Origin of the sequence: Arthrobacter rhizosphaerae, from assembly GCF_023062595.1 — a bacterium.
In the GTDB taxonomy this organism is placed as follows: Bacteria; Actinomycetota; Actinomycetes; order Actinomycetales; family Micrococcaceae; genus Arthrobacter; species Arthrobacter rhizosphaerae.
In genome coordinates, this window is record NZ_JALLAN010000002.1 from 146451 (window position 1) to 171806 (window position 25356).

Below are 25356 nucleotides of genomic sequence, written 5' to 3' on the forward strand. Positions count from 1 at the left end.
GTCGTCCGTCTCCGCGGCCGTGCCCGCCGGCAGCATTGACCGGGCATCACATCTTAGAGAGAAGAAAATAGTGACACGTATTGGCATTGTGGCCGAGTTGGGCACTGAGACGAGGGTGGCGGCGACGCCTGTCACCGTGAAGCAGTTGCTGGGGTTGGGCTACGAGGTTGTGGTCGAGAAGGGTGCGGGGGAGTCCGCGTCTTTCCGTGATGAGGCTTTTGCCGAAGCGGGTGCCCTGATTGTGGGCGCCGATGAGGCGTGGGGCAGCGAGGTGGTGTTGCGGATCAATCCGCCCACTGAGGATGAGATTGCCCGTCTTGCCGAGGGTGCCACGTTGATCGGATCGTTGAGCCCTGGTTTGCGGCCTGAGTTGGTGGAGGCACTGGCTTCGCGTCCGATTACGGCGCTGGCGTTGGATGCCGTGCCACGGATCTCGCGGGCCCAGTCGATGGATGTGCTCAGTTCGATGGCGAACATTGCCGGGTACCGTGCCGTCATCGAGGCGGCCCACGAGTTCGGCCGGTTTTTCACGGGCCAGGTTACCGCGGCGGGCAAAGTACCGCCCGCTAAGGTCCTGGTCGCAGGCGCTGGCGTCGCGGGGTTGGCGGCGATCGGCGCGGCGTCCAGTCTAGGCGCGATTGTCCGGGCGACGGATCCGCGGCCGGAGGTCGCCGACCAGGTGAAATCGATCGGCGGGACCTACCTCAAGGTCGAGGTCGCCGAAGAGATGAAGTCTTCCGACGGATACGCGAAGGCGACGTCGGCGGCGTACAACGCCCGGGCCGCGGAAATTTACTCCGAGCAGGCAGCGGATGTGGATATCATCATCACTACAGCCCTGATCCCGGGGCGCCCGGCGCCGAAGCTGCTCACGGCCGAGGATGTGGCGTCCATGAAGGCTGGCAGCGTGATCGTGGACATGGCAGCGGGCCAGGGTGGAAACGTCGAAGGCTCCGTCGCCGGCGAACGCATCGTGACGGACAACGGGGTGGTGATCCTGGGCTACACGGATCTTCCGGCCCGGCTCCCGGCCCAGGCGTCCCAGCTGTACGGGACGAACATGGTGAACCTGCTCAAGCTCCTGACCCCGGACAAAGACGGGGTCCTGCGGATCGATTTCGACGACGTCGTGCAGCGCTCCGTGACCGTGGTGAGGGATGGTGAGAAGACCTGGCCCCCACCACCGGTCCAGGTCTCAGCCGCCCCGGTTCAGACCGAAACCAAACGCGCCGATGAGCGGGCTGCCGATATGGCGGCGAAAAAGACCGGCTTGGGCCCTGCCGGTAAGGCCGGGCTCTTTGCCGCAGGGATCGCGGTGCTGTTCGGGATCAACGCGGTCGCCCCGGCGCCGCTGCCCCAGCACTTTACGGTCCTGATGCTCTCCATCGTGGTCGGCTTCTACGTCATCGGAAAAGTCCATCACGCCCTGCACACGCCGCTGATGTCCGTCACGAACGCGATCTCGGGGATCATCGTCGTCGGTGCCCTCCTGCAGGTCACCTCGGACAACATCGTCATGCAGATCCTCGCCGCCGTCGCGGTCCTGCTGGCCAGCATCAACATTTTCGGCGGCTTCGCCGTCACCCGGCGCATGCTCGCCATGTTCTCGGCCGGGAAGGCACGTTCATGAGCGCGGCCACCGAAGCAGCAGGAATTCTATCGAGGAGCCTTACCGTGTCTGACACCGTCTCCGGTCCGTTGACCGCCGACTCCATCGCGGGGGCGGCCTACGTCGTCGCGGCCCTGCTGTTCATCCTCAGCCTCGCCGGACTGAGCAAGCACGAGAAAGCCCGTGCCGGGGTCATCTACGGCATCACCGGGATGATCATCGCCCTGGCCGCGACGATCTGGCTGACCCTTCAGGGTGCCTGGGGCACCGGCGCCGGCCTCACCGGCGTGGGCCTGCTCGTCGCCGCGGTGACAGTCGGCGGCGCCATCGGGCTCTGGCGCGCCCGCGTAGTCGAAATGACCGGCATGCCCGAACTGATCGCCCTGCTGCACAGCTTCGTTGGTCTCGCCGCGGTCCTGGTCGGCTGGAACGGGCACCTCGAAGCCCCGGACCTATCCCCGGACCTGACAGCGATCCACCACGCCGAGGTGTTCATCGGCGTGTTCATCGGCGCAGTGACCTTCACTGGCTCGATCGTGGCGTTCCTGAAACTCTCCGCCCGGATGAAATCCTCACCCCTGATGCTGCCGGGCAAGAACGCGATCAACCTCGGCGCCCTCGCCGCCTTCATCGCCCTGACCATCTGGTACGTCAACGACTCCCAGCTCTGGCTCCTCATCGTCGTCACCCTCCTCGCCCTCGGGCTCGGCTGGCACCTGGTGGCCTCCATCGGAGGCGGCGACATGCCCGTGGTCGTGTCCATGCTCAACAGCTACTCCGGCTGGGCCGCCGCTGCGGCAGGCTTCCTGCTGAACAATGACCTGCTCATCATCACCGGTGCCTTGGTCGGTTCCTCGGGCGCCTACCTGTCCTACATCATGTGCAAGGCCATGAACCGATCCTTCATCTCCGTGATCGCCGGCGGCTTCGGCATCGCCGCCCCGGCCGCGGCGGACGCAGAGTACGGCGAGCACCGCGAAATCACCGCCCAGGCCACCGCTGAAATGCTGACCAACGCCTCCAGCGTCGTCATCACCCCCGGCTACGGCATGGCCGTGGCCCAGGCCCAATACCCCGTCGCCGAACTCGCCCACCAGCTCCGAGAGAGGGGTGTGAATGTCAGGTTCGGCATCCACCCGGTCGCCGGGCGCCTGCCAGGGCACATGAACGTGCTCCTCGCCGAAGCCAAAGTCCCCTACGACATCGTCCTGGAAATGGACGAAATCAACGAAGACCTCGGCGACACCTCCGTGGTCCTCGTCATCGGCGCTAACGACACCGTCAACCCCTCCGCCGCCGAAGACCCGGGCAGCCCCATCGCCGGGATGCCCGTCCTGCGGGTCTGGGAAGCCGAAAACGTCATTGTATTCAAACGCTCCATGGCCGCAGGCTACGCCGGCGTCCAAAACCCACTGTTCTTCCGCGACAACTCCCAAATGCTCTTCGGCGACGCCAAAGCCCGTGTGGAAGACATCCTCAAAGCGTTCTGACAGGAAGAACGTCATGGGCTTCCTGCAGTTCATCCTCCCGCGCTGGAGGCGTACGTACGATCACCCAACCCCCAACGGAGATAAGGACAAAACCATGCCTCAAGATCGAGCGCCGCAGAACCGCATGCGCCAAGGCGCTGTTCGATCCTTTCCGTCCGCCCCGCCACAAACACATGAGAATTCTGCCGCGCGGGAAATTCCTAGTATTGACGCCTTCGTCGCCTCACCCTGGATTGGCCTTCACTACCGGCACGAGTACCTGCTCAACCATCGGCACGAACTGCCGGCGTATCCGGGGGATGCATAACGCGGCAAGCTACTTGGCGAACACACCAGTACTCGTTTATCCAGTACTCGCGGCAGTTCACCATGCCGCTGGCGCAGCTGGGGTATATGGCCAACCTGCTGCAGTGCGGTGTGGCTTCGGCGGAGCGGGTGTTCTCGTTGTTGGACGAGGACGAGGAGTTGCCGGATCCTTTGCCTGGGGTTTCTTCTGCTGACGGGTTCGGGCGGGGGCGGCTGGCGTTCGAGGACGTGTCCTTCTCCTACTCGCCGGACAAGTCGCTGATCTCTTCGCTTTCCCTGGCGGCGGAGCCTGGGCAGACGGTGGCGATTGTGGGGCACACCGGGGCGGGCAAGACGACGCTGGTGAACCTCATGATGCGCTTCTACGAGATTGATGCCGGGCGGACAACGCTCGACGGCGTGGACGTCACCTCAGTTCCCCGGCGCGAGCTGCGCTCGCGGATGGGGATGGTGCTGCAAGATACCTTGCTGTTCGGCGGGACCATCCGCGACAACATCGCGTATGGCCGGCCGGAGGCTTCAGAGGACGAGATCCTGGAGGCTGCGCAGGCGACGTATGTGGACAGGTTCGTGCGGTCCCTTCCCGAGGGATACGACACCGTGCTCGACGACGAGGGCGCCAACGTGTCCGCGGGGGAGAAGCAGCTGCTGACGATTGCCCGGGCGTTCCTGTCCCGGCCGTCGGTGCTGATCCTGGACGAGGCGACGTCTTCGGTGGATACACGCACCGAGGTGCTGGTGCAGAAGGCGATGAGCGCGCTGCGGTCTGACCGGACTTCATTTGTCATCGCACACCGGCTCTCAACCATCCGCGACGCCGACCTCATCCTGGTGATGGAAGCAGGGCAGATCGTGGAGCAGGGCACGCACGCGGAGTTGCTGGCCGCGGGCGGGGCCTACGCGCGGCTGTATGAGGCACAGTTCGCGGCGCCGGTGGCGGAGGTTTGAGGGGTAGCTGCCTCGCAAGGCGTGCCGCGGCCGACCGCCGGAATCCTGATGGGCCCAATCGGACCGTCAGAGCCGACGCGGCACGGCATCGTACCCCTCATGCCGGTGGCCGTTCTCGAGAGTCATATCGTGACCTATGTCGTCAAATAGTGTGTTGACGGCGGCAATTTTGGAGGCCGGAGCTTGTAGCCGTTATCCTCCTAGCTCACTGAAGTACTTCGCCTCCAGCCGGTTCTCAAGCCGGCGCCTCAAGGATCCAGCTGTTCCCTTTATGCTTCCACCCCACATCAAAGTGACCACTCCGCCGAGGCCTGAGAAAGCGAGAGAATACGGCACCGCAGGTTTTCCCCAACCGGGAATGATGCCATCAGGCAGGAACGTTGCTACAGCCGATAAAACGAGAACAGCACCGCAGAAGGCGAGGGCGATTCGATAAACCAAGGTTGCCCTTCGCTTGGCTTTTGTACTTGCGGCTACACGGCGATTTCTATCTGCGGCCTCGAGCCTATCGAGGCGCCCTTCCAATCTTGCGGCATGATCCTCGGCGGTTTGCTTGGCCTCTCGCTCGGCTGTAAGGATTGCATCTTTGTCCCGCAACGACAGTTCGGCGTCAGCCAGTGCCCCTCGCGCCTGTTTTGCTGTTTGGAAGGCAGCGTCTCGTTCGGCTTCTGTAGACGCTAGAATGCTTGACTTCACCTTTTGAAGTATGTCCGCCACTGTCTCTGCCGTGACCTGATCCGCATTGCCCATTGTTCTATCCATGAGGCTTCTCTGAGCTTCTGTGGAGTAGCGAAGCAGCATGAGATCGTTCTCTGAGGCTTTTCCTCGGCTACCAAGTCGATCGATCTCTTCAAGGTACCGGTCCCATACTCGTCCCCCTGGCTCAAGCGCCGCGAAGCAATCGGCGAGAATCTGGCGACGCGGCAGGCTAGGGGCAGCCTGTGGCTTTTTTAGCCATACAAGTGTTGCGAGATGATGGTCGGTCAGAGCTGGCGGCCATTCGTGGTCGCCGGCGTGCACGAAGAAAGACCGACCGACCCGAGCCAATCCTCCGTTGGTTGTCACTAACAGTGCGCGACAGGTTTCCAGACGGGCACTGCTACGGCCACCGCGGATACGGTGAACGGCCGTCAGACTGTCTAAATCGTTCAACAGAGAGTCCCGGCTCGAATACGTTATGTCCGTTTCCATCAGTTCTTCGAGGGCGAGCTCGTCTATGGTCAGTTCAGCGGACGCGACGGGACGCTGTTGAATCGATATGCCGAGACCAGTCACGTCCTCCTCAAGGCGTTGTGACAGCAGAAGAATGTCGCTGGCGCTGAGGCCCTCGCTGTCGAAATATGCATCAGTGGCTCTGCGGTGGGCGCCGTTGAAGCCACCGTTAAGTGCCTTTGCCGCTGATCTGTCCAAGATGCCCTTCACCTCGTTCACGCTGTGTTCGAAGCAGGCGATGCCTGCACCCGCCGCGCGGGACAAGGCTATGAGGTCCTTCGCAGCATCCTTCGCGTCATCACCCTCGTAGCCCAATGCTTTCAACAGGACAGGGGCGTCCAAGTACAAGCTAGTGCGGTCAAAACGCTTACCGAGCTCGCTGTTGTTCGGCAAGTAGAGCGAAACTGCCAGCATGCTCCCTTTCACAACTGTCTCTAAGTGATCGAATGATTCAGGCATGCTGCTCACGACCTGGCTGATGAACGCATTGACGACATATTCACTGTGGCGTCCAGCTCGAGACTCGGCTCGCGCGTCGTATGGTGCTCCCTTCATGACTGCACCGAGAATTGGCACTGAATGTTCTTCGATGTGGTTCAGCAAGGCGTCCTCTGCCTCTTCAACAGTGAGCTCGTGCTGGAATCGATCTGCGGAAAATCGAACGAGTTCATTCACTAGTGCTGATTGCTTGCGCAAGTAGTCGGCCTTTTGGCGGCCCAGATCCCGGATATGTGCCAGCTTGTCCATATCCGGGATGAAGTTACCATTCTCGCGGCGTCCATAGCCCTTAATAACAGCCCGGCGACTAAGCGTTGAGAGAACTCCCTCGGGTATGTCGATCCCGAAACGCTCACGGATATGGGTTTTTGCGATGGGCGCCGAAAGAGGCTGACCATCGACGTTTTTTACAGCATCAAGAAAGAAGGGAAGGAAGTTGTCAACGTAGCTCTCCTGCGAGTAGTCCCAGTTGGCCTTGATTATGGCAAGGCTGGCTAGTAAGGAATTACTTGTAGTCATAGTGGCACTCACTTCACGGCCACGTCGCAGGTGGCGAAACTTCTCCCGATGCGATGCATGCTCTTTGTTCCCCTCAAGTTGCTGCCCCCTTGCTCGCTGATCGTGACAGGGTACGGGTCAGCATATATGGCAGCAGTGACATTCTTCGCCGCAGGACGACCTATCGGCAAAGTCGACGTGTCGCAGGCTCATTTTCGCAGCCTGCACTCGACACGCTCATACGAGCGTCTAAAGGCCACCACCTTCGTAGAGCAGATTTGGGAACTGACTAATGCACTTGAAAAGCGAGTCGCCTTTCCTGAGGCTAATGTTCCTTCTTTAGAGGCTGAAACCATTTCACTATCGCCGGTTGAAGCGGAGCGAGCTGTGGGCAGCTTTTGGCAAATGCCGGATGGTCCCGTCACTAACCTCGTAGAACTAATGGAGGTGAATGGCATTGTGGTCGCTTTCCTCGCCATGGCCGGCGAGGAGGGAGTGACCGCTAGGATAGATGCCTTCTCGACCTCGGCCCTTGATCGCCCCATTGTCGTTGTCACACCTGAGAAAGCCAGCAACGTTTATCGCCATCGTTTTACGTGCGCCCACGAACTTGCTCATCTCGTCCTCTATAGGGATGTGGCCGTCGGGGATCCTTTGCAGGAGAGGGAAGCTGACGCTTTTGCTGCTGAGTTCCTGATGCCCAAGGGCGAGATTGAAGCGCTCCTCCCAAATACAATCAACCTTCCACAGCTGAGCCGCCTCAGCCAGCAATAGGGCGTTTCGCAGGAAGCGCTGGTCTATCGAATGCAAGAGTTGAAGGGGGCCTCTGATATATCTGTTCGTCGCGCTTATCAAAAATTGCGACTCGGACCTCGGCCGGAAGCATCTGTACGGGACTATCCGGGAGAAGTCCCTATCCTTCTAAAAGAAGCCATGAAGATGGCTGATAATTATGGGTTCTCGCTAGCAGACTTGGCCAACGAGCTGTAATGGGCTCCGGAGCGGGTGCGTCAGGTAGTAGGCATGATTGACGAGCGGCCTGTACTGACCCTGGTTCGATAACAGCGTTAGGCCTGGTCACATAGCTTTGATCCTGAAGGGGGCAGTAGGGACCTGTGCATTGGCCGTGGATTTTCTCCACCTCAGTCCGAGAGTTCGTGTAGTCAAGACGTAGGGGACCGGCTATATGTCGAACTGCACCTCCGGCGCACAGAATATGCACTTCTTTGCTCAGACGAATGAGCTCCTGTAGATCTTCGCCTGTCTTCGGCTTGCGCTGATCGCAGGGAGGGGACTTCGGCCCCTCGAGCCAGCATAAGACCTCATCACCAGTCCATGTTTGCAGACCGCTCCCAAACGTAATTGTGGTGGTTGATCATGTCCCCTAGTTTGCCTTCGACGCGTGCCGTATGGAGCTCGTCCCGGAATTCCTGGTCATATCGCATGTCGAGACCTTCGCTAATCCACAGCATAGCGTCGGCTAGAGGCCCCGATTGCAGCCAAGCGTCCATCGCGTCGAGGGTCTTCATTGCTTCTTCAAAGTCGCTTTCCCGCGCGGGTACGAACTGAAAGTGAGGGCTGTCTCGGATGTCGGAGAATGCAGCTGGTATGGCTCCAACCCCGGGCACATGAAAATGAATAGTTGCGTCATGCTTATCGAAGCCACCGTGAGAGTATGTGTTGCGCCATGTTTCCACTAGCAGTACCAGCTCGTGGCGACATTGGTTGGCTACGCGGTCCTGCTGACCGAAAACACGTCTATATTTGTCTCCCCACCGACTGGAGATGAAGTCCGTCAGGCTTTCAGTTTCGGGGTTGAACTCAATGAACGGAAGTGCCAGGACTAGTGTGTGTTCGAGCAGGCTCAAGTACGCGTTTAGAGCGGCAACGAGGTTGTAGAAACCCTCGGGAGGGTCGGTTATGAGGCTGATGCCGCCGAAAGACAGGTTCCTGGAGGTGCTTTTGTCGCTGGCAAAAGCTAGGCGTGCCCCCTCTCGGAAGTATTCGTATGAGCGCCGTAGTGTCTCGTACTGGTTGACTATAGTGACGTTGCCTGCGCTGACCTGCTCTGTGCTGAACGGTTTAAGGATCTTCGACTCAATAATCCGCACTGCTGATTCCAGCTTTTCGATGATTTCGTGGTGCGCTCTTTCGGCTGCAAGCCGGTCAGCCTCATCCTGAGGATTGTGTTTCACGTAGAGTCGCATTCCAAACTTCTGCAGAGTGACGGCAGCCCAGCGTTCGCGGTATCGGAGAGGGATGTAGAAGGCTGTCTTTTCCGCCGAGCCCAAATCTTCAAGTCCTATTAGCAGCAAGGCATACCGAATGAGATACGGCACTGGCCATTCATCTCGGGACACCATAAAACGAAGGGTTTCTCCCTCGTTGATGGGGCCCGGGGAAGAAAAGTCCCTGAGGCATGTACTTGATAGCTTTGCGGCCGCTTCGCTTGCGCCCGGAAGAGGATCAGGAGTCACAATTGGAGGGTAGCGCAGTTTGGGTTGCGCTATAGCGTGATCTCATTTCGACCGATGTTCATATTCGTGCCGCTGTCCGGGCTCACGACAAGCGGGCCCCTATTAATGACTTGGACGAAAGCCCAATATCCGGATACGTTCACATGTCCGTCAGTATTGATGCATGAGGGCAACCAATGAGAGCAACGGCTATGTGATCCAACCCGGCTTCGTATATACGTGATTCTTCAACAGCATGAGTCGGAGTTCGTGAAAATAGGCATCACTTATCAGTCCATGGCAGAGAGAATGGACAGCCTTGACAACACTTCAGTACCGGTTCCACCCACTGCTCTCTGGTACGAGTACGTCTCGGATCCCAAAGCTGTAGAGCAGGACGCCCACATGCGGCTTGACGAACATCGCGTTCGCCAAAACCGGGAATGGTTTCGAGTGGCTCCAGCTGTGGCCATCAAGGCAGTCACTGCGGCTGCCGTGCCTTACAGGCTATCGTCCTCGGAAGTCGTCGCTAAAGCAGACCTCACGATGAGACTGAGAGCCACGTTTGGCAGTCTAGTTCGAAAAGACCTTCAACGTGTCTCCATTCTTCACATCGTTTCAGGAGTGATTCTTGAATCTGTAAGCAGGAGTGTCTGGGGGACGCCTTCATTACTCACTACGTCCTTAGCTTCCCAGAGGCCGACAGGCAGACAGGCGGAGACTTCCTGGATGGTGGGACTGCCCAAGAGCATTGCGATGTACTCCTAAAGCTGGATCCCAAGTCGTTCGCGATCTTCTATGACCACTTAGTGGACCAAGATGAGGCTTCGCGGCGCTGGGACTCTGCATGACCGTTAGTTCTCTCTTCGCCTCGCCATGTTTGCCGGGGCGTCGCATGGCGTATGTCACCGGAGTTTGGGCCTGGTCGCGGTCTGCAAGCACTGCAATGATTGGGGCGAAAGACCACAACAGACTCCGGTTCCTTATCGGGGCCGAAGCGTCAGCCGCATCCCATAGGGCCTACTCCGACCAGCGCTGGGGGATTGGACCAAATGGATTCATCTGGTGCGCAGAGTGCAACGCAACACAAGACGAACTATCGCTTTGCAGTGGAGACCGCTCAGCAGAGAAAAGGTCCCAGTTGCCCTCCACCCGCCGTCGTAGTACACAGAAACACAGCGCAACATTTCGGGCCACACCCGTAATCTGTTTAGATGCCTCGTTTTGCACTTGATATAGACTCCGTCCCCCGTCCCGTCCGTTCGCAGGAGCTCCTGGATGCTGTGAACCACAGGGTGGTCATTGCCGATGGCGCCATGGGCACCATGTTGCAGAACAGGGAACTGTCGCTCGAGGAAGACTTCCTGGGGCTCGAAGGCTGCAACGAGATCCTCAACCACACCCGGCCTGATGTCCTCGCAGACATCCATGACGCCTACTTCGCCACAGGCATCGATGCCGTGGAAACGAACACCTTCGGCGCCAACTGGTCCAACCTCTCCGACTACGGCATCGACGACCGGATCGAAGAGCTCGCCCGGAAGGGTGCCGAAATCGCCCGCGAAAGAGCCGAAGCGGCAGAAAAAACTGACGGACGCATGCGCTGGGTCCTGGGCTCCATGGGACCGGGCACCAAGCTCCCCAGCCTCGGGCACACCAGTTACGACTACCTCAAGCAGACCTTCGCCCTCCAGGCCGAGGGCCTCATCGACGGGGGAGCGGACGCCTTCCTCATCGAAACCAGCCAGGACCTCCTGCAGACCAAAGCCGCCGTCAACGGCTGCAAGCAGGCCATCGTCACGCGCGGCATCAGGCTCCCCATCTTCGTTGAAGTGACCGTCGAAACCACCGGAACCATGCTTATGGGCTCCGAGATCGGCGCGGCCCTCACCGCGCTCGAACCGCTCGGCGTCGACGCCATCGGCCTGAACTGCGCCACCGGCCCGGATGAGATGAGCGAGCACCTGCGCCACCTCTCCAAGCAGTCCTCGGTCGCCATCGCCTGCATGCCCAACGCAGGCCTGCCGGTGCTTGGCCCCAACGGCGCGCACTATCCGCTGTCGCCCAGCGAACTCGCCACCGCGCACGAGCAATTCGTGCGGGAATTCGGCATCGGCCTGGTGGGCGGATGTTGCGGTACGACGCCGGAGCACATGGCCGCCGTCGTCGAACGTCTTGCTCCCTTCCGCAACGGCGCCTCGGTCGCCAGCGGCGGGAGGGCCGCCGACGGTGCCCGCGTTCCCACCGAGCGGGAAGCCGGCATCGCCTCCCTCTACCACCACGTGAATTTCGACCAGGAGTTGTCCTACCTCGCGATCGGTGAGCGCACCAACGCTAACGGTTCCAAGGCATTCCGTCAGGCGATGCTCGAAGAGCGCTGGGACGATTGCGTCGATATCGCCCGCGAGCAGGTCCGTGTGGGCGCGCACCTGCTCGACGTGTGCATCGACTATGTGGGGCGCGACGGCGTGGCCGACATGAAGGAGATTGTCTCCCGTTTCGCGTCGGCCTCGACGCTCCCGCTGGTCATGGACTCCACCGAACCGGCCGTACTTCAGGCAGGGCTCGAACACATCGGCGGCCGCCCGGTGGTCAACTCAGTCAACTATGAGGACGGCGACGGCCCCACCAGCCGCTTCGCGCGCATCATGCCGCTCGTGAAGGAACACGGTACCGCGGTGATCGCCCTGACCATCGACGAGCAGGGCCAGGCACGCACCACCGAGGGCAAGGTGGCCATCGCCTCCCGCCTCGTTGACGCCCTGGTGGGCGAATGGGGGATGCGCGTCGAAGACATCATCGTTGACGCCCTGACCTTCCCGGTCGCCACAGGCCAGGAAGAGACCCGACGGGACGGCATCGAAACGATCGAGGCCATCCGCCAGATCACCGCTAAGTATCCCGGCATCAACACCACGCTCGGCGTCTCCAACGTGTCCTTCGGCCTGAACCCGGCAGCGCGCATGGTCCTGAACTCCGTGTTCCTGCACGAGGCAGTCCAGGCGGGTCTGTCCAGCGGCATCATCGACGCCGCCAAGATCGTACCGCTCGCGTCGCTGCCGGAGGAGCAGCGCAAGGTGGCACTGGACCTCGTCTATGACCGCCGCGAATACGACGCCGACGGCAACACCACCTACGACCCCCTGGCCATCATGCTGGACCTGTTCGCCGGCGTCGACACCGCAGCACTCAAGGACCAGCGCGCCGCGGAACTTGCGGCGCTGCCCACCGGTGCGCGCCTGGAGCGGCGCATCATCGACGGCGAGGGCAAGGGCCTGGAAGCGGACCTCGACCTGGCGCGCTCCGAGGGAATGACCCCGCTCGGCATCATCAACGACAACCTGCTCGAGGGCATGAAGGTGGTGGGTGAGCGCTTCGGCGCCGGCGAGATGCAGCTGCCGTTCGTACTGCAGTCCGCTGAGGTCATGAAGAACGCAGTGGCCCTGCTTGAGCCGCACATGGAGAAGTCTGATTCGTCGGGCAAGGGCACCATGGTGATCGCCACTGTGCGCGGCGACGTGCACGACATCGGCAAGAACCTGGTGGACATCATCCTCACCAACAACGGCTACAAAGTGATCAACATCGGCATTAAGCAGGGGATCGCCGAGATCATGGCCGCAGCGGAGGAGCACAACGCTGACGTGATCGGCATGTCCGGCCTGCTGGTGAAGTCCACCGTGGTGATGAAGGAGAACCTCGCGGAGCTGCAGTCCCGTGGCCTCGCGAAGAAGTGGCCCATCATCCTCGGCGGTGCAGCCCTGACCCGCGCCTACGTGGAGCAGGACCTGGCCGAGCAGTTTGATGGCGTGGTCCGCTACGCCAAGGACGCCTTCGAGGGCCTCTCACTCATGGAACCGCTGGTCCGCGTTGCCCGCGGCGAGTCTCCGGACGACGTCGGCCTTCCGCCGCTGAAGAAGCGGATCCACAAGGGTGGCGCGAAGTTTACGGTGACCGAACCGGAGGCGATGCCCGGGCGTTCCGACGTCGTCGCCGACAACCTCGTTCCTTCGCCGCCGTTCTGGGGCACGCGCATCGTCCGCGGCGTGGCGCTGCACGACTACGCGGCCTTGCTCGACGAGCGCGCCACGTTCATGGGGCAGTGGGGGCTCAAGCCCGGCCGCGGCGATGACGGCGCCTCCTACGAGGAACTGGTGGAACTCGAGGGCCGGCCGCGCCTGCGGTACTGGCTGGACCGCATCCTCGCCGAGGGCATGCTGGATGCGTCCGTCGCGTACGGCTACTTCCCGGTAGTCTCCGAGGGAGAACAGGTGGTGGTGCTGCACCACGGAGAGGATCACGACGGCGTCCTCGGCACTGCGGGACTGCTTGCTCCCGATGGCGGTTCAGGCGGCCCGATCGGCACCGAGCGTCTGCGTTTCGACTTCCCGCGCCAGCGCCGAGACCGGCACCTGTGCCTTGCCGACTTCGTGCGGTCACGCGAATCGGGCCAGATCGACGTGCTACCGGTCCAGCTGGTCACCGCCGGCTCAGCGATTGAGGAGTTCACGTCCAAGATGTTCGCCGCGAATCAGTACCGCGACTACTACGAGCTGAACGGCCTGGTCATGCAGCTCACCGAGGCGCTTGCGGAGTTCTGGCATGCCCGGATCCGCACCGAACTGGGTTTCGCAGCCGAGGAGCCCAAGGACAAGGCGGGGTACTTCAAGCTCGACTACCGGGGTGCGCGCTTCTCGCTCGGATACCCCGCGTGCCCTGACATGGAAGACCGCCGCAAGGTGACGGAGCTGCTGAAACCCGAGCGGATGGGCGTGATCCTCAGCGATGAGCTGATGCTGCACCCCGAACAGTCCACCGACGCGTTCGTGTTCCACCACCCGGAGGCGAAGTACTTCAAGGTGTGAGCTCGTCAATAGGGGGCGAGTGGCATCACAATTCAACGATGGGTAGCCACGTTCTTGGCGGCGTGCGAGGCAGCATTCAAGCGGGTCGTGGAAGCTAGTCCGAGATGATAGACGTGAAGTTCGCTGCTGCCGGCTCCCAGGAGCACGCGCCACTCCTGTGCAATGGCACCGGGGTCGGCTGCCTTCGGTGGCAGCACCAGCACGTAGGAGCCCACTCGCCCGACGGGTGCTGCCGCCCGCATCTTTGCTACGGTTGATGCGCCCTGCATAGGTTCTCCCCAGCAGGGCACCACTGCGCTTACCTTATCCATGAGTGACCACAGCCGGCTGCGGCGTAGTGCTTCTACGGAGACGAAAGGGCCCGTGGACCATGGATCCGGTGAAGTATGCACCGAGATGTGGATGCCCGAGGTCGGGACTGGGTCAAGGCAGGCGTTAAGGAGGGCGGCGGTGGCATCCCATCTGGCTTCCAGCAGGGGATGGAATTCGGCGGCTTCAGGGGCTGTTTCAGGTGTGGCCTCGGGATCAATATCCCGTTGAATGACGTCTCGCACTCGCGCACGAAGGGCCTCTGCGGAAAGTCCGCGTTCGTTGTAAGTGGTAGAGCATGCGTCGCAGAAGCACAGCGACAGGAGCGCCTGCACCCAGGGGGAGTACTCGGCCCCCTCGGTCTTTTCGTGCTGGTTCTGGTGGCCGAAGCCCAGCGGCCCCACGGCCTCAAGCACCAAGCCATCAGGGTTTCCCAGTGCCAGGACTTGGGCCACCAGGGTGGCGGCGTACTGACGGACCTGCGGCTGGGCCGGGCACAGCGCGTAGCGGTACACCTCGCCAAAGGCGTTGCGCACGCAGAGATCAGGTCTCGTGCTACCTGCCGCGCTCGAGTGGGTCAGGACGGTCCAGGCATCCACCAAGATGCCGGCGCCGCGGAGAACGGCGGCGGCTTCGGCGAAGGAGTTCTCTGTCCCGGTCCACTCAGCCGCATCGCCGGGGCGGAGGACACTGCCGTCCCACGCCCCGGTGACCGGCAGGTACAGGGCCGCCTCCCGGGCATCGACAACCCGGCGCGCAGGATGCCGCGGCGTCCCGGCACGCACCGAGTGGTATGCCGCAGCCAACGCCACCCGGTCAACCCCGGTCGCCCGCACCCAGGAGGCCGCGTCCGGGTCGCCCAAGACGTCCCACGGGTAGAGGTATCCCGTGACGAGCGGCGCCGGCTGGGTCACCATCGGGGGAGGTCCGCCGTGTACTCGGGGACGAACCGCTGCATGTAGCCGGTGTCGTCGCGGGCCGTCATTTTGGCGTCCAGGAACTGCTGGTGGAGTTCGGCCAGTTTCTCCCGGTCAAGTTCGACGCCCAGGCCCGTGCCGGAAGGGACGCGGACGCTGCCGTCCACAAAGCGCAGGGTGCCGGGCTTGATGACGTCGTTGTGTCCGTTCCACGGATAGTGGGTGTCACAGGCGTAGGTCAGGGCCGGGGTGGCGGCGGCCACGTGGACCATGGCGGCCAGGCTGATGCCCAGGTGGGAGTTGGAGTGCATGGACAATCCTAGGCCGAAGGTCTGGCAGAGGGTGCCCAGCTCCCGGGTGTGGCGCAGTCCGCCCCAGTAGTGGTGATCGCCCAGGATGACCTGCACCGAGTCCAGTTCCACGCTGCGCTTGATGTGGTCAAAGGCCACCACGCACATGTTGGTGGCCAGCGGCATGGCAGCGGTGGCCGACACTTCGCCCATGCCCTCGAGCCCCGGCGTGGGGTCTTCGAGGTACTCCAGCAGGCCTTCGGTTTCCCGGGCCACCCACTGCGACGTCTCCACAGTCCAGGCCGTGTTGGGGTCCAGGCGGAGCGGCATCTCCGGGAACGCTTCCCGCAGTGCTTTGATGGCCTCGATTTCCTGGGCCGGCGGGAACACGCCGCCTTTGAGCTTGATGGACTTGAACCCGTATTCGGCAATCATTTTCTGCGCCTGCCGGACGATGCCTGCAGGGTCCAGGGCCTCGCCCCATTCGTCAGTGATCGCCGGCTTGCCGTCGAGGGCGGGGTGCTCGGCCCATTTGTAGAACAGGTAGGCGCTGAAGGGGACCTCGTCCCGGACGGTGCCGCCGAGGAGTTCGCTCACGGTCCGGCCGGTGGCATGGCCCTGGATGTCCAGCGCGGCCACCTCGAAGGCGGAGAAGACGGCAGCCTTTTCAAACGAGGACAGTGCCGGGTCCAGGGCCTCGTTAATGAACTGTTCCATCATGGAGGTGTCAAAGACGCCCAGGCCCTTGATGGCGGCGGCACCGACGGCCAGGTTGTCCAGCCGGCTCTGGCCGCCGCCGCATTCGCCCAGGCCCAGCAGGCCGTTGGCGGTCCGGACTTCGATGACCACGCGGTGGACCAGGGGTTCGTGGACCCCGACGGCGTTCAGCAGGGGCGGGTCGGAGAAGGCGATGGGGGTGATGGTGATGTCGGTGATTTTCAGGTCGGCCGCCGTGGGTGTGGCGGCGGACGCGTGGATGGTGCTGGTATGCATGGAACTTCTTTCGTGGGAAGGGCGGGACGGGCTGGGCCCGCCCTAGCCTTTGGTGGCGCCGGCGGTGATGCCGCGGATCATGGAGCGCTGCAGGAACAGGTACACCAGGAGGCTGGGGATCATGGCCATGACCGCGCCGGCCAGCAGGACGCCCGGACCCACGGTGGTGTCGTTGCGGAGGACGGAGAGCGCAACGGTCAGGGTGTAGTCGCTGGGGTCGTTGGCGGCGATGAGGGGCAGGAGGTACTGGTCCCAGACCATCATGAAGCCGAAGATCCCGATCACGCCCAGGGCAGGCTTGCAGAGCGGCAGGATGATGGTGAACAGCATCCGGAACTCGCCCACGCCGTCCAGCCGGGCGGCTTCCTCGATCTCGGCCGGAATCTCCTTCATGAATTCGCTCATTATGAAGATGGAGAAACCCCAGATGCCCACCGGCAGGATGACGGCCAGGACGCTTCCGCGCAGGCTGACCCCCAGCAGGGGAAGATCGCCCAGCACCAGCGAGAGCGGGATGGCGATCACTTCCTCCGGCAGCATCATGGTCATCAGGACCAGCAGCATGGCGAAGGCCTGCCCGCGGAATTTCTTCCGGCTCAGGCTGTAGGCGGCGAACACGGACACCGTCATCTGCAGCAGGAGACCGCCGCCGGCAACAACCAGTGAGTTCAGCAGGTAGCCCCAGAGGCCCTGCTGCTGGGCCGCCTCGAAGTTCTGCAGGGTAAACGATTTCGGCAGTAGCGAGATGTCGGTAGGGCTGGAGTTCCGGTCAAAGGCCCCGGAAATGATGGCCATGAACGGCAGTGCAAAGATGCAGAACACCAGGATGCACAGGATGATCCGCAGGGCCATGTTCGTGCCAAAGCGAGGGGACCAGCCCAAGGCGGAATCGAAGCGCGAGGAGGCCGAAGGCTGGGATTTCCGCGCGGCGGGGCGCGTCGTGGTCTGGCTCATCGTTCTGCCTTCCTTCGGGCCAGGAACTGGGTGCCGACGGTCAGCAGGAGCGTGACCACCAGCAGGAGGACGGCCGCGGCCGATGCCACACCGACGTCATTGCGTTGGAAACCCAGCGAGTACATACGGGTCATCCAGACCTCGGTTGAGCCGGCCGGGCCGCCTCCCGTGAGTACGTACACCTCGGTGAAGCTGCGGAGGCTGCGGATGGCGGCCAGGGTCAGCACAATCACGATCGAGGGCCGCAGCGCCGGCAGGGTAATGTAGCGGAGCCGCTGCCAGACGGTGGCACCATCCACGCCGGCTGATTCGTAGAGGGTGCGGTCCACGCCGGTCAGGCCGGCCAGGATGATCACCATGTTGTACGGCGCACCGCTCCAGATGCCAACGACGGCGATGGACCAGAGTGCGGTATCCGTACCGTTCAGGAACTGGAGCGGTTCCAGGCCCACCCACCCGAGGATGGTGTTCAGCGGCCCGTCCGCGGTGGGGAAGTACAGGATTCGCCAGATCTCGCCGACGACGGCGAGTGCCGTCACCACGGGCAGGAAGATGGTGGTCCGCAGGACCCACAGGGACCGTGCCTGGCCCTCCAGCAGGAGGGCCAGGACGAAGCCCACCACCAGGGCGCCGAGGGTCTGGCTCACCCCCAGGACCACGGTGTGGCCCAGGGCATCCATGAAGCGTGCATCCGTGAGGACATTGACGTAGTTGTCGAAGCCGACGAAAACGTCGCCAAGGAAGGGCTGGACCTTGAAAAGGCTCAGCCGGATACCCTCCACCATGGGGATGAACTTGAAGTACAGGCCCAACACGGCTGCCGGCACCAGGAACAGCCAGATGGCCAAGACCTGCTTCCCGTTGATCCGCTTCCTGCGTGAAGGCGCCGTCTTGGCACCCTTGGCCGGAACCAGCAAGTCCGCTGGCTTTGTTGGCGTGACGGTCATGACTTGGCGTTCTGGCTCGCCAGCTCGTCGTTGATGGCCGTATCAAGCGCTCTGAGGCCCGAAGCCACATTGTCGGCTCCGCAGTCCGACACGATCTTGTTCAGTGCTTCTGCAGCCGCCTGCTTAATCGGGACAAAGTTGATCGCGGAGGGGAAGGCCTTGGAAGAGTCCTTCAGGGCATCCTGGACCACGCCCCAGCGGGGATCGTTGTAGACGGTGGCGGCATCGACGTCGGCGTTAACCGGGACGCGGACAATGGGCTGCTTGCCGGCTGTCATGCCTGCCTTCTGGCCGTCGGCAGAGACCAGGTAGTCGATGACCTGCTTGGTCTTGTCCGGCTTGCCGTTGCTGGCGGTGACGTAGATGTTCTCGCCTTCTGCCAGGACCGTGTTGTCAGCGGAGCCCTTGGGCGCTTCGATGACCTCGTACTTGTCCTTGCCCAGGGCGGTGTCGAACGAGGCGAAGTTGTACGGGCCGGTGAGGATGATGCCGGTCTTGCCCGTCTGGAAGAACGGGGAGGCGACGCTGGTGGCGGCCGTAAGCGCGCCGGGCTGGGTGTTTCCCGGGGTGCAGAACTGCTGCTTGATCCAGGTGACGCTCTTCTCGGTTTCGGCGCTCGAAGCGGAGGCAGCGAATTTTCCGTCGCCTTCGTCCTTGAGGTAGGACCCGCCGTCCTGCCAGATGTAGGAGGAAGCCCACCAGCCCAGGTAGCCGCGCTCCGTGGAACCGGGAACGGTCATACCGTAGGTGTCTGCCTGGCCGTTGCCGTCAGGGTCCTTGGTGGCAAAGGCTTCGGCCAGGGCGGCCAGGTCCTCCTGGGTCTTGGGAACGGGCAGCCCCAGCTTTTCGCGCCAGTCCTTGCGGATCATTGTCACCATGGTCTGCCGGGAGAACGGAACCCCATAGGTGGCACCGTCCAGACCCTTGGCCTCGTCCCAGAGGGAGTCGGCAATCTTGTCGTTGCCTGTGACCGTGGACTTGTCCAGCTTCTGCAGGTAGCCCTGGGCGGTGTAGTTGCCCAGTGCGGCGGAATCGTTGATCACGATGTCCGGCAGGTCCTTCGACGCGGCGCGGGTCTGGAGCTGCTGATCGAGGTCCGGGACGCCCTGGAAGTTGACCTGTACGCCGGTCTTCGCGGTGAACTCCTTGAACAGGGCGGCGTAGGTGGTGGCGGCGTCGGTGCCGGCGCGTGCCCAGACTTCAATGGGCTGGCCGTCATCGGTTGCCGCCGGCGCGGAGGAACCAGAGCTGCAGCCGGTGAGGACGGCGGCAGAGGCGACGGTAAACGCCAAGGCAACGCGGGAACGGGACTTAAACTTCGAATCCACTCTGATTCTCCTTTTTACATATGTAAATCTCTGTTATCATGTGAAACGTACTTTATGAGAGTATGATCAAGCTCACAGACTGTCAACCGTCGGAGGTATCTTGTCTGCAGTCCCGAACCCCCAGACCATCGCCCTGACCGGCGGTGCCGGCATGATGGCCACACTGCTGCGGCCGTACCTCGCCGACGCCGGTCATACGGTGCGGCTGCTGGACCTGGCGGAAGCCGCCCACCCCCGCCCCACCGAGTCCGTCCACGTGGGATCCGTGGCCGATCCGGAGTTCATGACGAGCGCCCTTGAAGGGGCCGCCGCCGTGATCCACCTGGGCGGCCTGCACCGCGAGAAGACCTGGGCCGAGCTGGTGGCCACCAACATCACCGGCACCCAGGTGACGCTGGAAGCGGCGCGCGTCAACGGCGTCGGGCGCGTCCTCCTGGCCAGCTCAACGCATGCCGTGGGCTTCCACCCGACGGAAGCGGCGGCACAGGACTCGGTACTTATTCCGCGGCCGGACACCTACTACGGCGTCAGCAAAGCCGCGGTGGAGGCGCTGGGCAGCCTCTACGCCGACAAATACGGCATGAAAGTGGTCAGCGCCCGGATCGGCACCGGCGGCGATCGGCCCGCCAACGTGAGGACGCTGGGTTCCTGGCTGTCTCCGGCGGATTCCTACCGGCTGGTGGAAGCCACCCTGAGCGATGTGGGGGCGCCCGGGCATCACGTGGTGTGGGCCGTTTCCGCAAATACCCGCGGGTGGGCAAGCCTCGAGGCCGGCCGCCGCATCGGATTCGAGCCGGTGGACGACGCGGAAGCATTTGCCTATGGCGTGGACACCACGGCGCGGGACGAATGGGCGGAGCTTTTGGGCGGCGCCTGGGCAAGCGATAGCCATAGGGTGGGAGTAGACAACTACCCGCACCTGGCCGTGAAGTGACATGCCCATACTGGGGCAGTGGCAGAGGCAGAAGGAGGATCGGTGATGGCACCGGTGGAGGTACAGTCCGGCCCGGGCGTGGGCGCGTCCGGGGATGTAAAACTGGTGAAATCGGCGGAGCGCACCATAGCGATCCTGGAGCTCCTGGCCGGCGCGCCCCAGCCGCTCACCACGGCGGAGATCTTCAAGCTGACCGGCTATCCGCGGTCCAGCCTGCACTGGCTGCTGCTGACGCTGCTGGAGCGCAATTGGATCGAGCAGACCCCCGAAGGTGGGTACCGGATCGGCACCCACGCGCTGCTGTGCGGTACGGCCTACCTGGACCGGGATCCGGTGATGGAGCACGTTTCCGCTGTCCTGGAGAAGGTCCGCAACGCCACCACATTCACCACGCACTATGCCCGGCTGGACCGCTCGGACGTCATCTATCTGGCGACGCGGCAGGCCGTTGACCGCCGCAGGCTCTCCTCCCGGGTGGGCCGCAAGCTGCCTGCCCAGGTGACCGCCCTCGGCAAAGCTATGCTCGCCGAGTACACCGATGTCGAGGTCCGGCAGCGTATCGGTGACGGCCCCTACGCCCAGCTCACCCCGAACTCCGTGCCGGACTTTGGCGCGCTGCAGCGCGAACTGGCTGACTTCCGGAAGACGGGCCACTCCATCGAATGGGAGCAGAACACTGTGGGGCTCTGTTGCGTCAGCGTTGTGGTTCCGTACCGGATCCCCGGCACCGATGCTATGAGCTGTTCCATCCCCAAGGAACTTGCCACCGAGGAAGTTCTGCGCAAGACGGTGGCCACCCTGGAAGCAGCCGCCGCTGAACTGGCCCGAACCCTCCGCGCAGCCGGAATCCGCTAGCGCGATTGGCACCGCCACGGGGGCGGCGCTGGCCGCACCCTTGGCCCTTCCCGGCCTGGAATTACCTACGCGGAGAGCATAGTTGGCCGCAAGCTGACGTTGTTGCGGGTGAAGGGCCGTGGCCGCTGAGGTCCATGAGCATGCTGTCCTGGCCTGCAACGGGCACTACTTCTACATGGGTAATGCTGGGCTGATGCTCATCCGCCGGCCTCAGCCTTTTCTGCAGCAGGAACCACTTCGCCGTCGATTCGTCGGTTGAGCTGCCAGGGGTTGGCGTCCTGCAGCGCCTCCGGGAGAAGCTCCTGGGGGATGTTCTGGTAGGCGACGGGGCGCAGGAAGCGGTTGATGGCGAGGGTTCCTACGGAGGTGGTGCGGGAGTCTGAGGTGGCGGGAAAGGGTCCACCGTGGACCATGGCATGGCCGACTTCGACTCCGGTGGGCCAGCCGTTGATGATGATGCGGCCGACTTTCTGCTCCAGGGCCGGGATCAGGGGTGCCGCGGTGCGGTAGTCCTCCTCGGTCAGCTGCAGCGATGCGGTGAGCTGGCCTTCCAGCCTGCTGATGGCCTCGATCAGGTCCTGGATGCTGGTGTAGCGGATGACCAGGGACGCAGCGCCGAAGATCTCCTCGTGAAGGACTTCGTTGGTGACGAAGTCCTTGACCTGGGTCCCGAAGATGGCAGGAGCCGGGGCGTTCTCGGTCTCCCCTTCCAGTCCCTTACCAATAAGGTCTACGCCTGTTGCGCTGCCGAGTGCTTCGGTTCCTGCGTTCCAGGATCCGGCGATGCCTTCGGTGAGCATGGTCTGCCCGGCGCAGGCCGAAACAGCGCGCGCGACGGCGGCGGCGAGTTTGTCCCCTGCCTCACCTTCGGGGGCGAAGAGCAGCCCGGGGGAGGTGCAGAGCTGGCCGGAGCTAGCGGTGACAGAGGTGACGTACTGCTGTGCCAAGGCATCGACGTCGCCTTTGAGGGCGCCATCGAAGACGAAGACCGGGTTCAGCGAAGACATTTCGGCGTAGACAGGGATCGGCTCAGGGCGGGCGGCGGCGGTGCGCATCAGGGCGACGCCAGCGGACTGGGAGCCGGTGAAGCCGACAGCCTTGATGGCGGGGTCAGCGACGAGGGCCTGGCCGATGCTCGCGCCGGGCCCGTAGACCAGGGAGAACACGCCGGGGTGCAAGCCGAAGTCCTTGACGGCCTTCACGACGGCGTGCCCGACGAGTTCGCCGGTGCCGGGATGGGCGTTGTGGGCCTTGAAAACCACGGGGCACCCTGCAGCGAGGGCAGAGGCGGTGTCACCACCGGCGGTGGAGAAGGCGAACGGGAAGTTGCTGGCACCGAACACGGCGACGGGGCCGAGCGGGATCTGGCGCTGGCGGATGTCCGCGCGGGGCAGGGGAGTGCGGTCCGGGATTGCGGGATCGATGCGGACGCCGCGGAAGTCACCCGTGCGGACAACTGTTGCGAAGAGGCGCAGCTGGCCGGTGGTGCGAGCACGCTCGCCCTGGAGGCGGGCGGTGGGCAAGCCGGTTTCCTGGCTGGCGCGGTTAATCAGTTCCTCGCCGATGGCCTCAATGTTGTCCGCGACGGCTTCCAGGAAGCCGGCATGGGCTTCCGGGTCAAGGGTGGAGAAGGAAGCGTACGCCTCGGCGGCTGCTGCGGTAGCTGTCCTGAGCTGGTCCTCGGTAAGCAGTGAGTACACGGGGTCGAGCTGCTCGTTAGTGGCGGGGTTGTAGCCGAAGGTGGTTTTTCCTCCGCCGATAACAGTTTGTCCGGCGATCAGGGAGTGTCCGGTAGGGGTCACGGTGGTTCCTCCTAGTGAAGGGTGGATCAGGAGACGGTTGATCAGGAGATGGCAGCGATGAGGGCCTTGAGGTCCGCGAGGTCCTGCTCGGCGAGGTTCTGAAGCGGCGGGCGGACCGGCCCGGCGGAGCGGCCGATGGCTTCCAGTCCACCCTTGACGATGGACACGGAATATCCTTTCACGCGGTCGCGGATATCCAGGTACGGGATCACAAAGTCGTTGAGCTTCTTGTTGACGGCCACGCGGTCGTTGTTGCGCACGTCCTGGTAGAAGTCCAGAGCGAACTGCGGGACAAAGTTGTACATGGCGCTTGAGTAGGTGCTCATGCCAAGCTGCAGCAGCGGCAGCGCAAACGTCTCGGCCGTGGGCAGGCCGCCCAGGTAGAACAGCCGGTCTCCCAGTTTCGCGTAGACGCGGGCATCGTGCTCAAGGTCGCCCACGCCGTCCTTGAAGCCGATAAGGTTTTCGTGCCGGTCCGCCAGGGCTGCCACCGTGGTGTCCTTGTAGATGGCATTGGCGCGGTTGTAGATGATGACACCCAGTGAGGTCGCGCTGCAGATGGCGCTCACGTGGTCAATGAGGCCGGCCTGATCGGCTTCCGTCAGGTACGGGGGCAGGAGCAGGAGGCCCTCCGCGCCTGCCGCTTCGGCACCCCTGGCGTTCTCGATGGCTTGGGCGGTGGATCCGCCGGCAGAGGCGAGGACAGGAACCTGGCCCCCCACTTCATCGACGGCCGTGCGGACTACGCGCTCTGATTCGGCCGGAGTCAGTGAGAAGCCTTCGCCGGTACCGCCGGCCGCGAAAAGGCCTGCCACCGGGAAGCTCGCCTGCCACGCCAGATGCTTGCGGTAGTTCTCCTCATCGAACTGCAGCTCGGCGTCGAATGAGGTGACAGGGAAGGACAACAGGCCTTCCTTGAGGGTGTCCGCCAGTTCCTGGGGTGAGTACTTTGCCACGGTGTGGTCCTCCGCTGTTCGCGCCGCGGACGGCGGGCTGATCTTTGTGTCCAGAGTAAGCAGGAAGAGTTATGCCCGTCCAAGAGTTTTTAGGTATGCCTCGATACCTAACCGGCATCACTAGTTATTCTATTGGGCATTCATAGGGTGGTCACGGGAGAAGCGGAACTCCCCCAGAAGCCTTCGCAGCGCGGGATTTTCCACGCCTTTGATCCAGATCGCATGCAATTCGACTGTGTCATTACTCTGTATTGACAGTGGAAGGTACTTCACCCCCTCGATGTTCAGTAGTGCAGCGGATGCGGGAACGAGCGCTACCCCTCGTCCGGCCGCCACGAGGGAGACCATGGTGACCATCTGGCTGACGACATGAACGACGTTCGCGTGCCGGATAGGGAACATCCGGACTACAAGGTCATAGAAGTACCTAGCTTCCGTTGGTGAGTGCATGATGAGTGACTCATTTTTGAAGTCCTCGTAGATGAGGTCGCGGCCAAGGCCCGCGAGCCGATGGCTGGAAGGAACCGCGAGCAGCATTGACTCGCGGTAGAGCAATCGCGAGTCAAAAGTCTCCTCGTCAAACGGCGGACGCGCCAGGCCTAGATCCAGTTCACCCGTCAACAAACCGTTGATTTGCTTGCCTGTCACCTGCTCGGAGAGTTCGACGTCCACGTCCGGCAGGAGCCGTCCGATTTCCTCAAGCAAAGGCCCCAAGACGTTCAACGCGCTTGCGGCGGTAAATCCAATGCGCAGGAAGCCGGAACGACCGGAGGCTATTCTTCGGGCAGCCGTGGGAGCACGTTCTGCCAGGGCCATCAGGCGTCTCGCCTCGTCCAAGAATGCCAGCCCGGCGGGTGTCAGCTGAACGTTTCTGTTGTTCCGTTCGAAGAGACTGGTTCCCACAATCTTTTCAAGCTTTTGGATCAGTCGGCTCAGCGGGGGCTGGGTCATTTCCAAGCGTTCAGCGGCACGACCAAAGTGGAGCTCTTCGGCGACGGCGATGAAGCCGGCAAGCTGATCAAAGGTAAACATGTGGCCTTTCAATTATCACTGGCGTCAGTCGTCCAGCGACGATCCCGTCGACTACCTGATTCTCCTCCGGTTCCCGGTTCATAGAAAACCACCCCGACATCGAAGATCGCGAGTAGCGCCTAAAGGTTCCGTCGATGGGTCAGGGACTGTGCGCGGG

General features: G+C 62.7%; 17 protein-coding genes and 1 pseudogene. 8 read left to right on the forward strand and 10 right to left on the reverse strand.

What is annotated here, in order from left to right; all coding sequences use genetic code 11:
• The first annotated feature begins 70 nt into the window (after window positions 1-70).
• The 3 genes and pseudogenes from MU551_RS03355 to MU551_RS03365 all read left to right on the forward strand — a co-directional run.
• A complete protein-coding gene (locus MU551_RS03355) occupies window positions 71-1630 on the forward strand; it encodes a Re/Si-specific NAD(P)(+) transhydrogenase subunit alpha (RefSeq protein WP_247040735.1) in 1560 nt (519 codons plus the stop codon).
• Entirely contained in the window at window positions 1627-3099 is a 1473-nt protein-coding gene (gene pntB / locus MU551_RS03360) for a Re/Si-specific NAD(P)(+) transhydrogenase subunit beta (RefSeq protein ID WP_247040736.1), read from the forward strand. Before MU551_RS03355 ends, pntB begins: the two co-directional genes overlap by 4 nt.
• Before the next feature lie 339 nt (window positions 3100-3438).
• Window positions 3439-4353, forward strand: a pseudogene (locus tag MU551_RS03365) (ABC transporter ATP-binding protein); the annotation flags it as partial.
• 192 nt (window positions 4354-4545) lie between these two features.
• On the opposite strand, the gene MU551_RS03370 reads toward MU551_RS03365, so the two are convergent.
• Complete coding sequence (locus tag MU551_RS03370; protein ID WP_247040737.1) at window positions 4546-6582, reverse strand: hypothetical protein; 2037 nt, start codon at window positions 6580-6582, stop codon at window positions 4546-4548.
• A gap of 126 nt (window positions 6583-6708) precedes the next feature.
• Between MU551_RS03370 and MU551_RS03375 the strand changes: the two genes are divergently transcribed.
• The gene (locus tag MU551_RS03375) at window positions 6709-7335 is read left to right on the forward strand and encodes an ImmA/IrrE family metallo-endopeptidase (RefSeq protein ID WP_247040738.1); all 627 of its coding nucleotides are present in this window, start codon (window positions 6709-6711) and stop codon (window positions 7333-7335) included.
• Between the two features lie 551 nt (window positions 7336-7886).
• Here the strand turns inward: MU551_RS03375 and MU551_RS03380 are convergent.
• Window positions 7887-9038: a hypothetical protein gene (locus MU551_RS03380; RefSeq protein ID WP_247040739.1), complete on the reverse strand. Its 1152-nt coding sequence runs from the start codon at window positions 9036-9038 to the stop codon at window positions 7887-7889.
• 219 nt (window positions 9039-9257) lie between these two features.
• On the opposite strand from MU551_RS03380, the gene MU551_RS23580 reads away from it, so the two are divergent.
• Window positions 9258-9785, forward strand: a complete 528-nt coding sequence (locus MU551_RS23580) for a GIY-YIG nuclease family protein (RefSeq protein ID WP_372489782.1) — start codon at window positions 9258-9260, stop codon at window positions 9783-9785.
• 446 nt (window positions 9786-10231) lie between these two features.
• On the forward strand, window positions 10232-13882 hold the full coding sequence (gene metH / locus MU551_RS03385; protein ID WP_247040740.1) for a methionine synthase: 3651 nt from the start codon (window positions 10232-10234) through the stop codon (window positions 13880-13882).
• Window positions 13883-13914: 32 nt separating this feature from the next.
• Here the strand turns inward: metH and MU551_RS03390 are convergent, their stop codons facing one another.
• From MU551_RS03390 to MU551_RS03410, 5 genes are read right to left on the reverse strand one after another with little or no spacing between them, the layout of a single operon-like run.
• Window positions 13915-15108: a hypothetical protein gene (locus MU551_RS03390; RefSeq protein ID WP_247040741.1), complete on the reverse strand. Its 1194-nt coding sequence runs from the start codon at window positions 15106-15108 to the stop codon at window positions 13915-13917.
• Window positions 15102-16391 carry a glucarate dehydratase family protein gene (locus MU551_RS03395; RefSeq protein WP_247040742.1) on the reverse strand — a complete coding sequence of 430 codons (1290 nt, stop codon included), beginning with the start codon at window positions 16389-16391 and terminating at the stop codon, window positions 15102-15104. The genes MU551_RS03390 and MU551_RS03395 overlap by 7 nt, the downstream gene beginning before the upstream one ends.
• A gap of 42 nt (window positions 16392-16433) precedes the next feature.
• A complete protein-coding gene (locus MU551_RS03400) occupies window positions 16434-17345 on the reverse strand; it encodes a carbohydrate ABC transporter permease (RefSeq protein WP_247040743.1) in 912 nt (303 codons plus the stop codon).
• Window positions 17342-18292: a carbohydrate ABC transporter permease gene (locus tag MU551_RS03405; RefSeq protein WP_247040744.1), complete on the reverse strand. Its 951-nt coding sequence runs from the start codon at window positions 18290-18292 to the stop codon at window positions 17342-17344. Before MU551_RS03405 ends, MU551_RS03400 begins: the two co-directional genes overlap by 4 nt.
• Window positions 18289-19620, reverse strand: coding sequence for an ABC transporter substrate-binding protein (locus tag MU551_RS03410; RefSeq protein WP_247040745.1), 1332 nt, complete (start codon window positions 19618-19620; stop codon window positions 18289-18291). Before MU551_RS03410 ends, MU551_RS03405 begins: the two co-directional genes overlap by 4 nt.
• 100 nt (window positions 19621-19720) lie before the next feature.
• On the opposite strand from MU551_RS03410, the gene MU551_RS03415 reads away from it, so the two are divergent.
• Both MU551_RS03415 and MU551_RS03420 read left to right on the forward strand, forming a co-directional pair.
• A complete protein-coding gene (locus MU551_RS03415) occupies window positions 19721-20554 on the forward strand; it encodes an NAD-dependent epimerase/dehydratase family protein (RefSeq protein ID WP_281506861.1) in 834 nt (277 codons plus the stop codon).
• An 18-nt stretch (window positions 20555-20572) separates the two neighbouring features.
• Window positions 20573-21409, forward strand: coding sequence for an IclR family transcriptional regulator (locus tag MU551_RS03420; protein WP_247040746.1), 837 nt, complete (start codon window positions 20573-20575; stop codon window positions 21407-21409).
• A gap of 197 nt (window positions 21410-21606) precedes the next feature.
• Here the strand turns inward: MU551_RS03420 and MU551_RS03425 are convergent, their stop codons facing one another.
• From MU551_RS03425 to MU551_RS03435, 3 genes are all read right to left on the reverse strand, one after another.
• The gene (locus MU551_RS03425) at window positions 21607-23211 is read right to left on the reverse strand and encodes an aldehyde dehydrogenase (NADP(+)) (protein WP_247040747.1); all 1605 of its coding nucleotides are present in this window, start codon (window positions 23209-23211) and stop codon (window positions 21607-21609) included.
• Window positions 23212-23252: 41 nt separating this feature from the next.
• On the reverse strand, window positions 23253-24167 hold the full coding sequence (kdgD, locus tag MU551_RS03430) for a 5-dehydro-4-deoxyglucarate dehydratase (protein ID WP_247040748.1): 915 nt from the start codon (window positions 24165-24167) through the stop codon (window positions 23253-23255).
• A 129-nt stretch (window positions 24168-24296) separates the two neighbouring features.
• Window positions 24297-25199: a LysR family transcriptional regulator gene (locus tag MU551_RS03435; protein ID WP_247040749.1), complete on the reverse strand. Its 903-nt coding sequence runs from the start codon at window positions 25197-25199 to the stop codon at window positions 24297-24299.
• Between the last annotated feature and the right edge of the window lie 157 nt (window positions 25200-25356).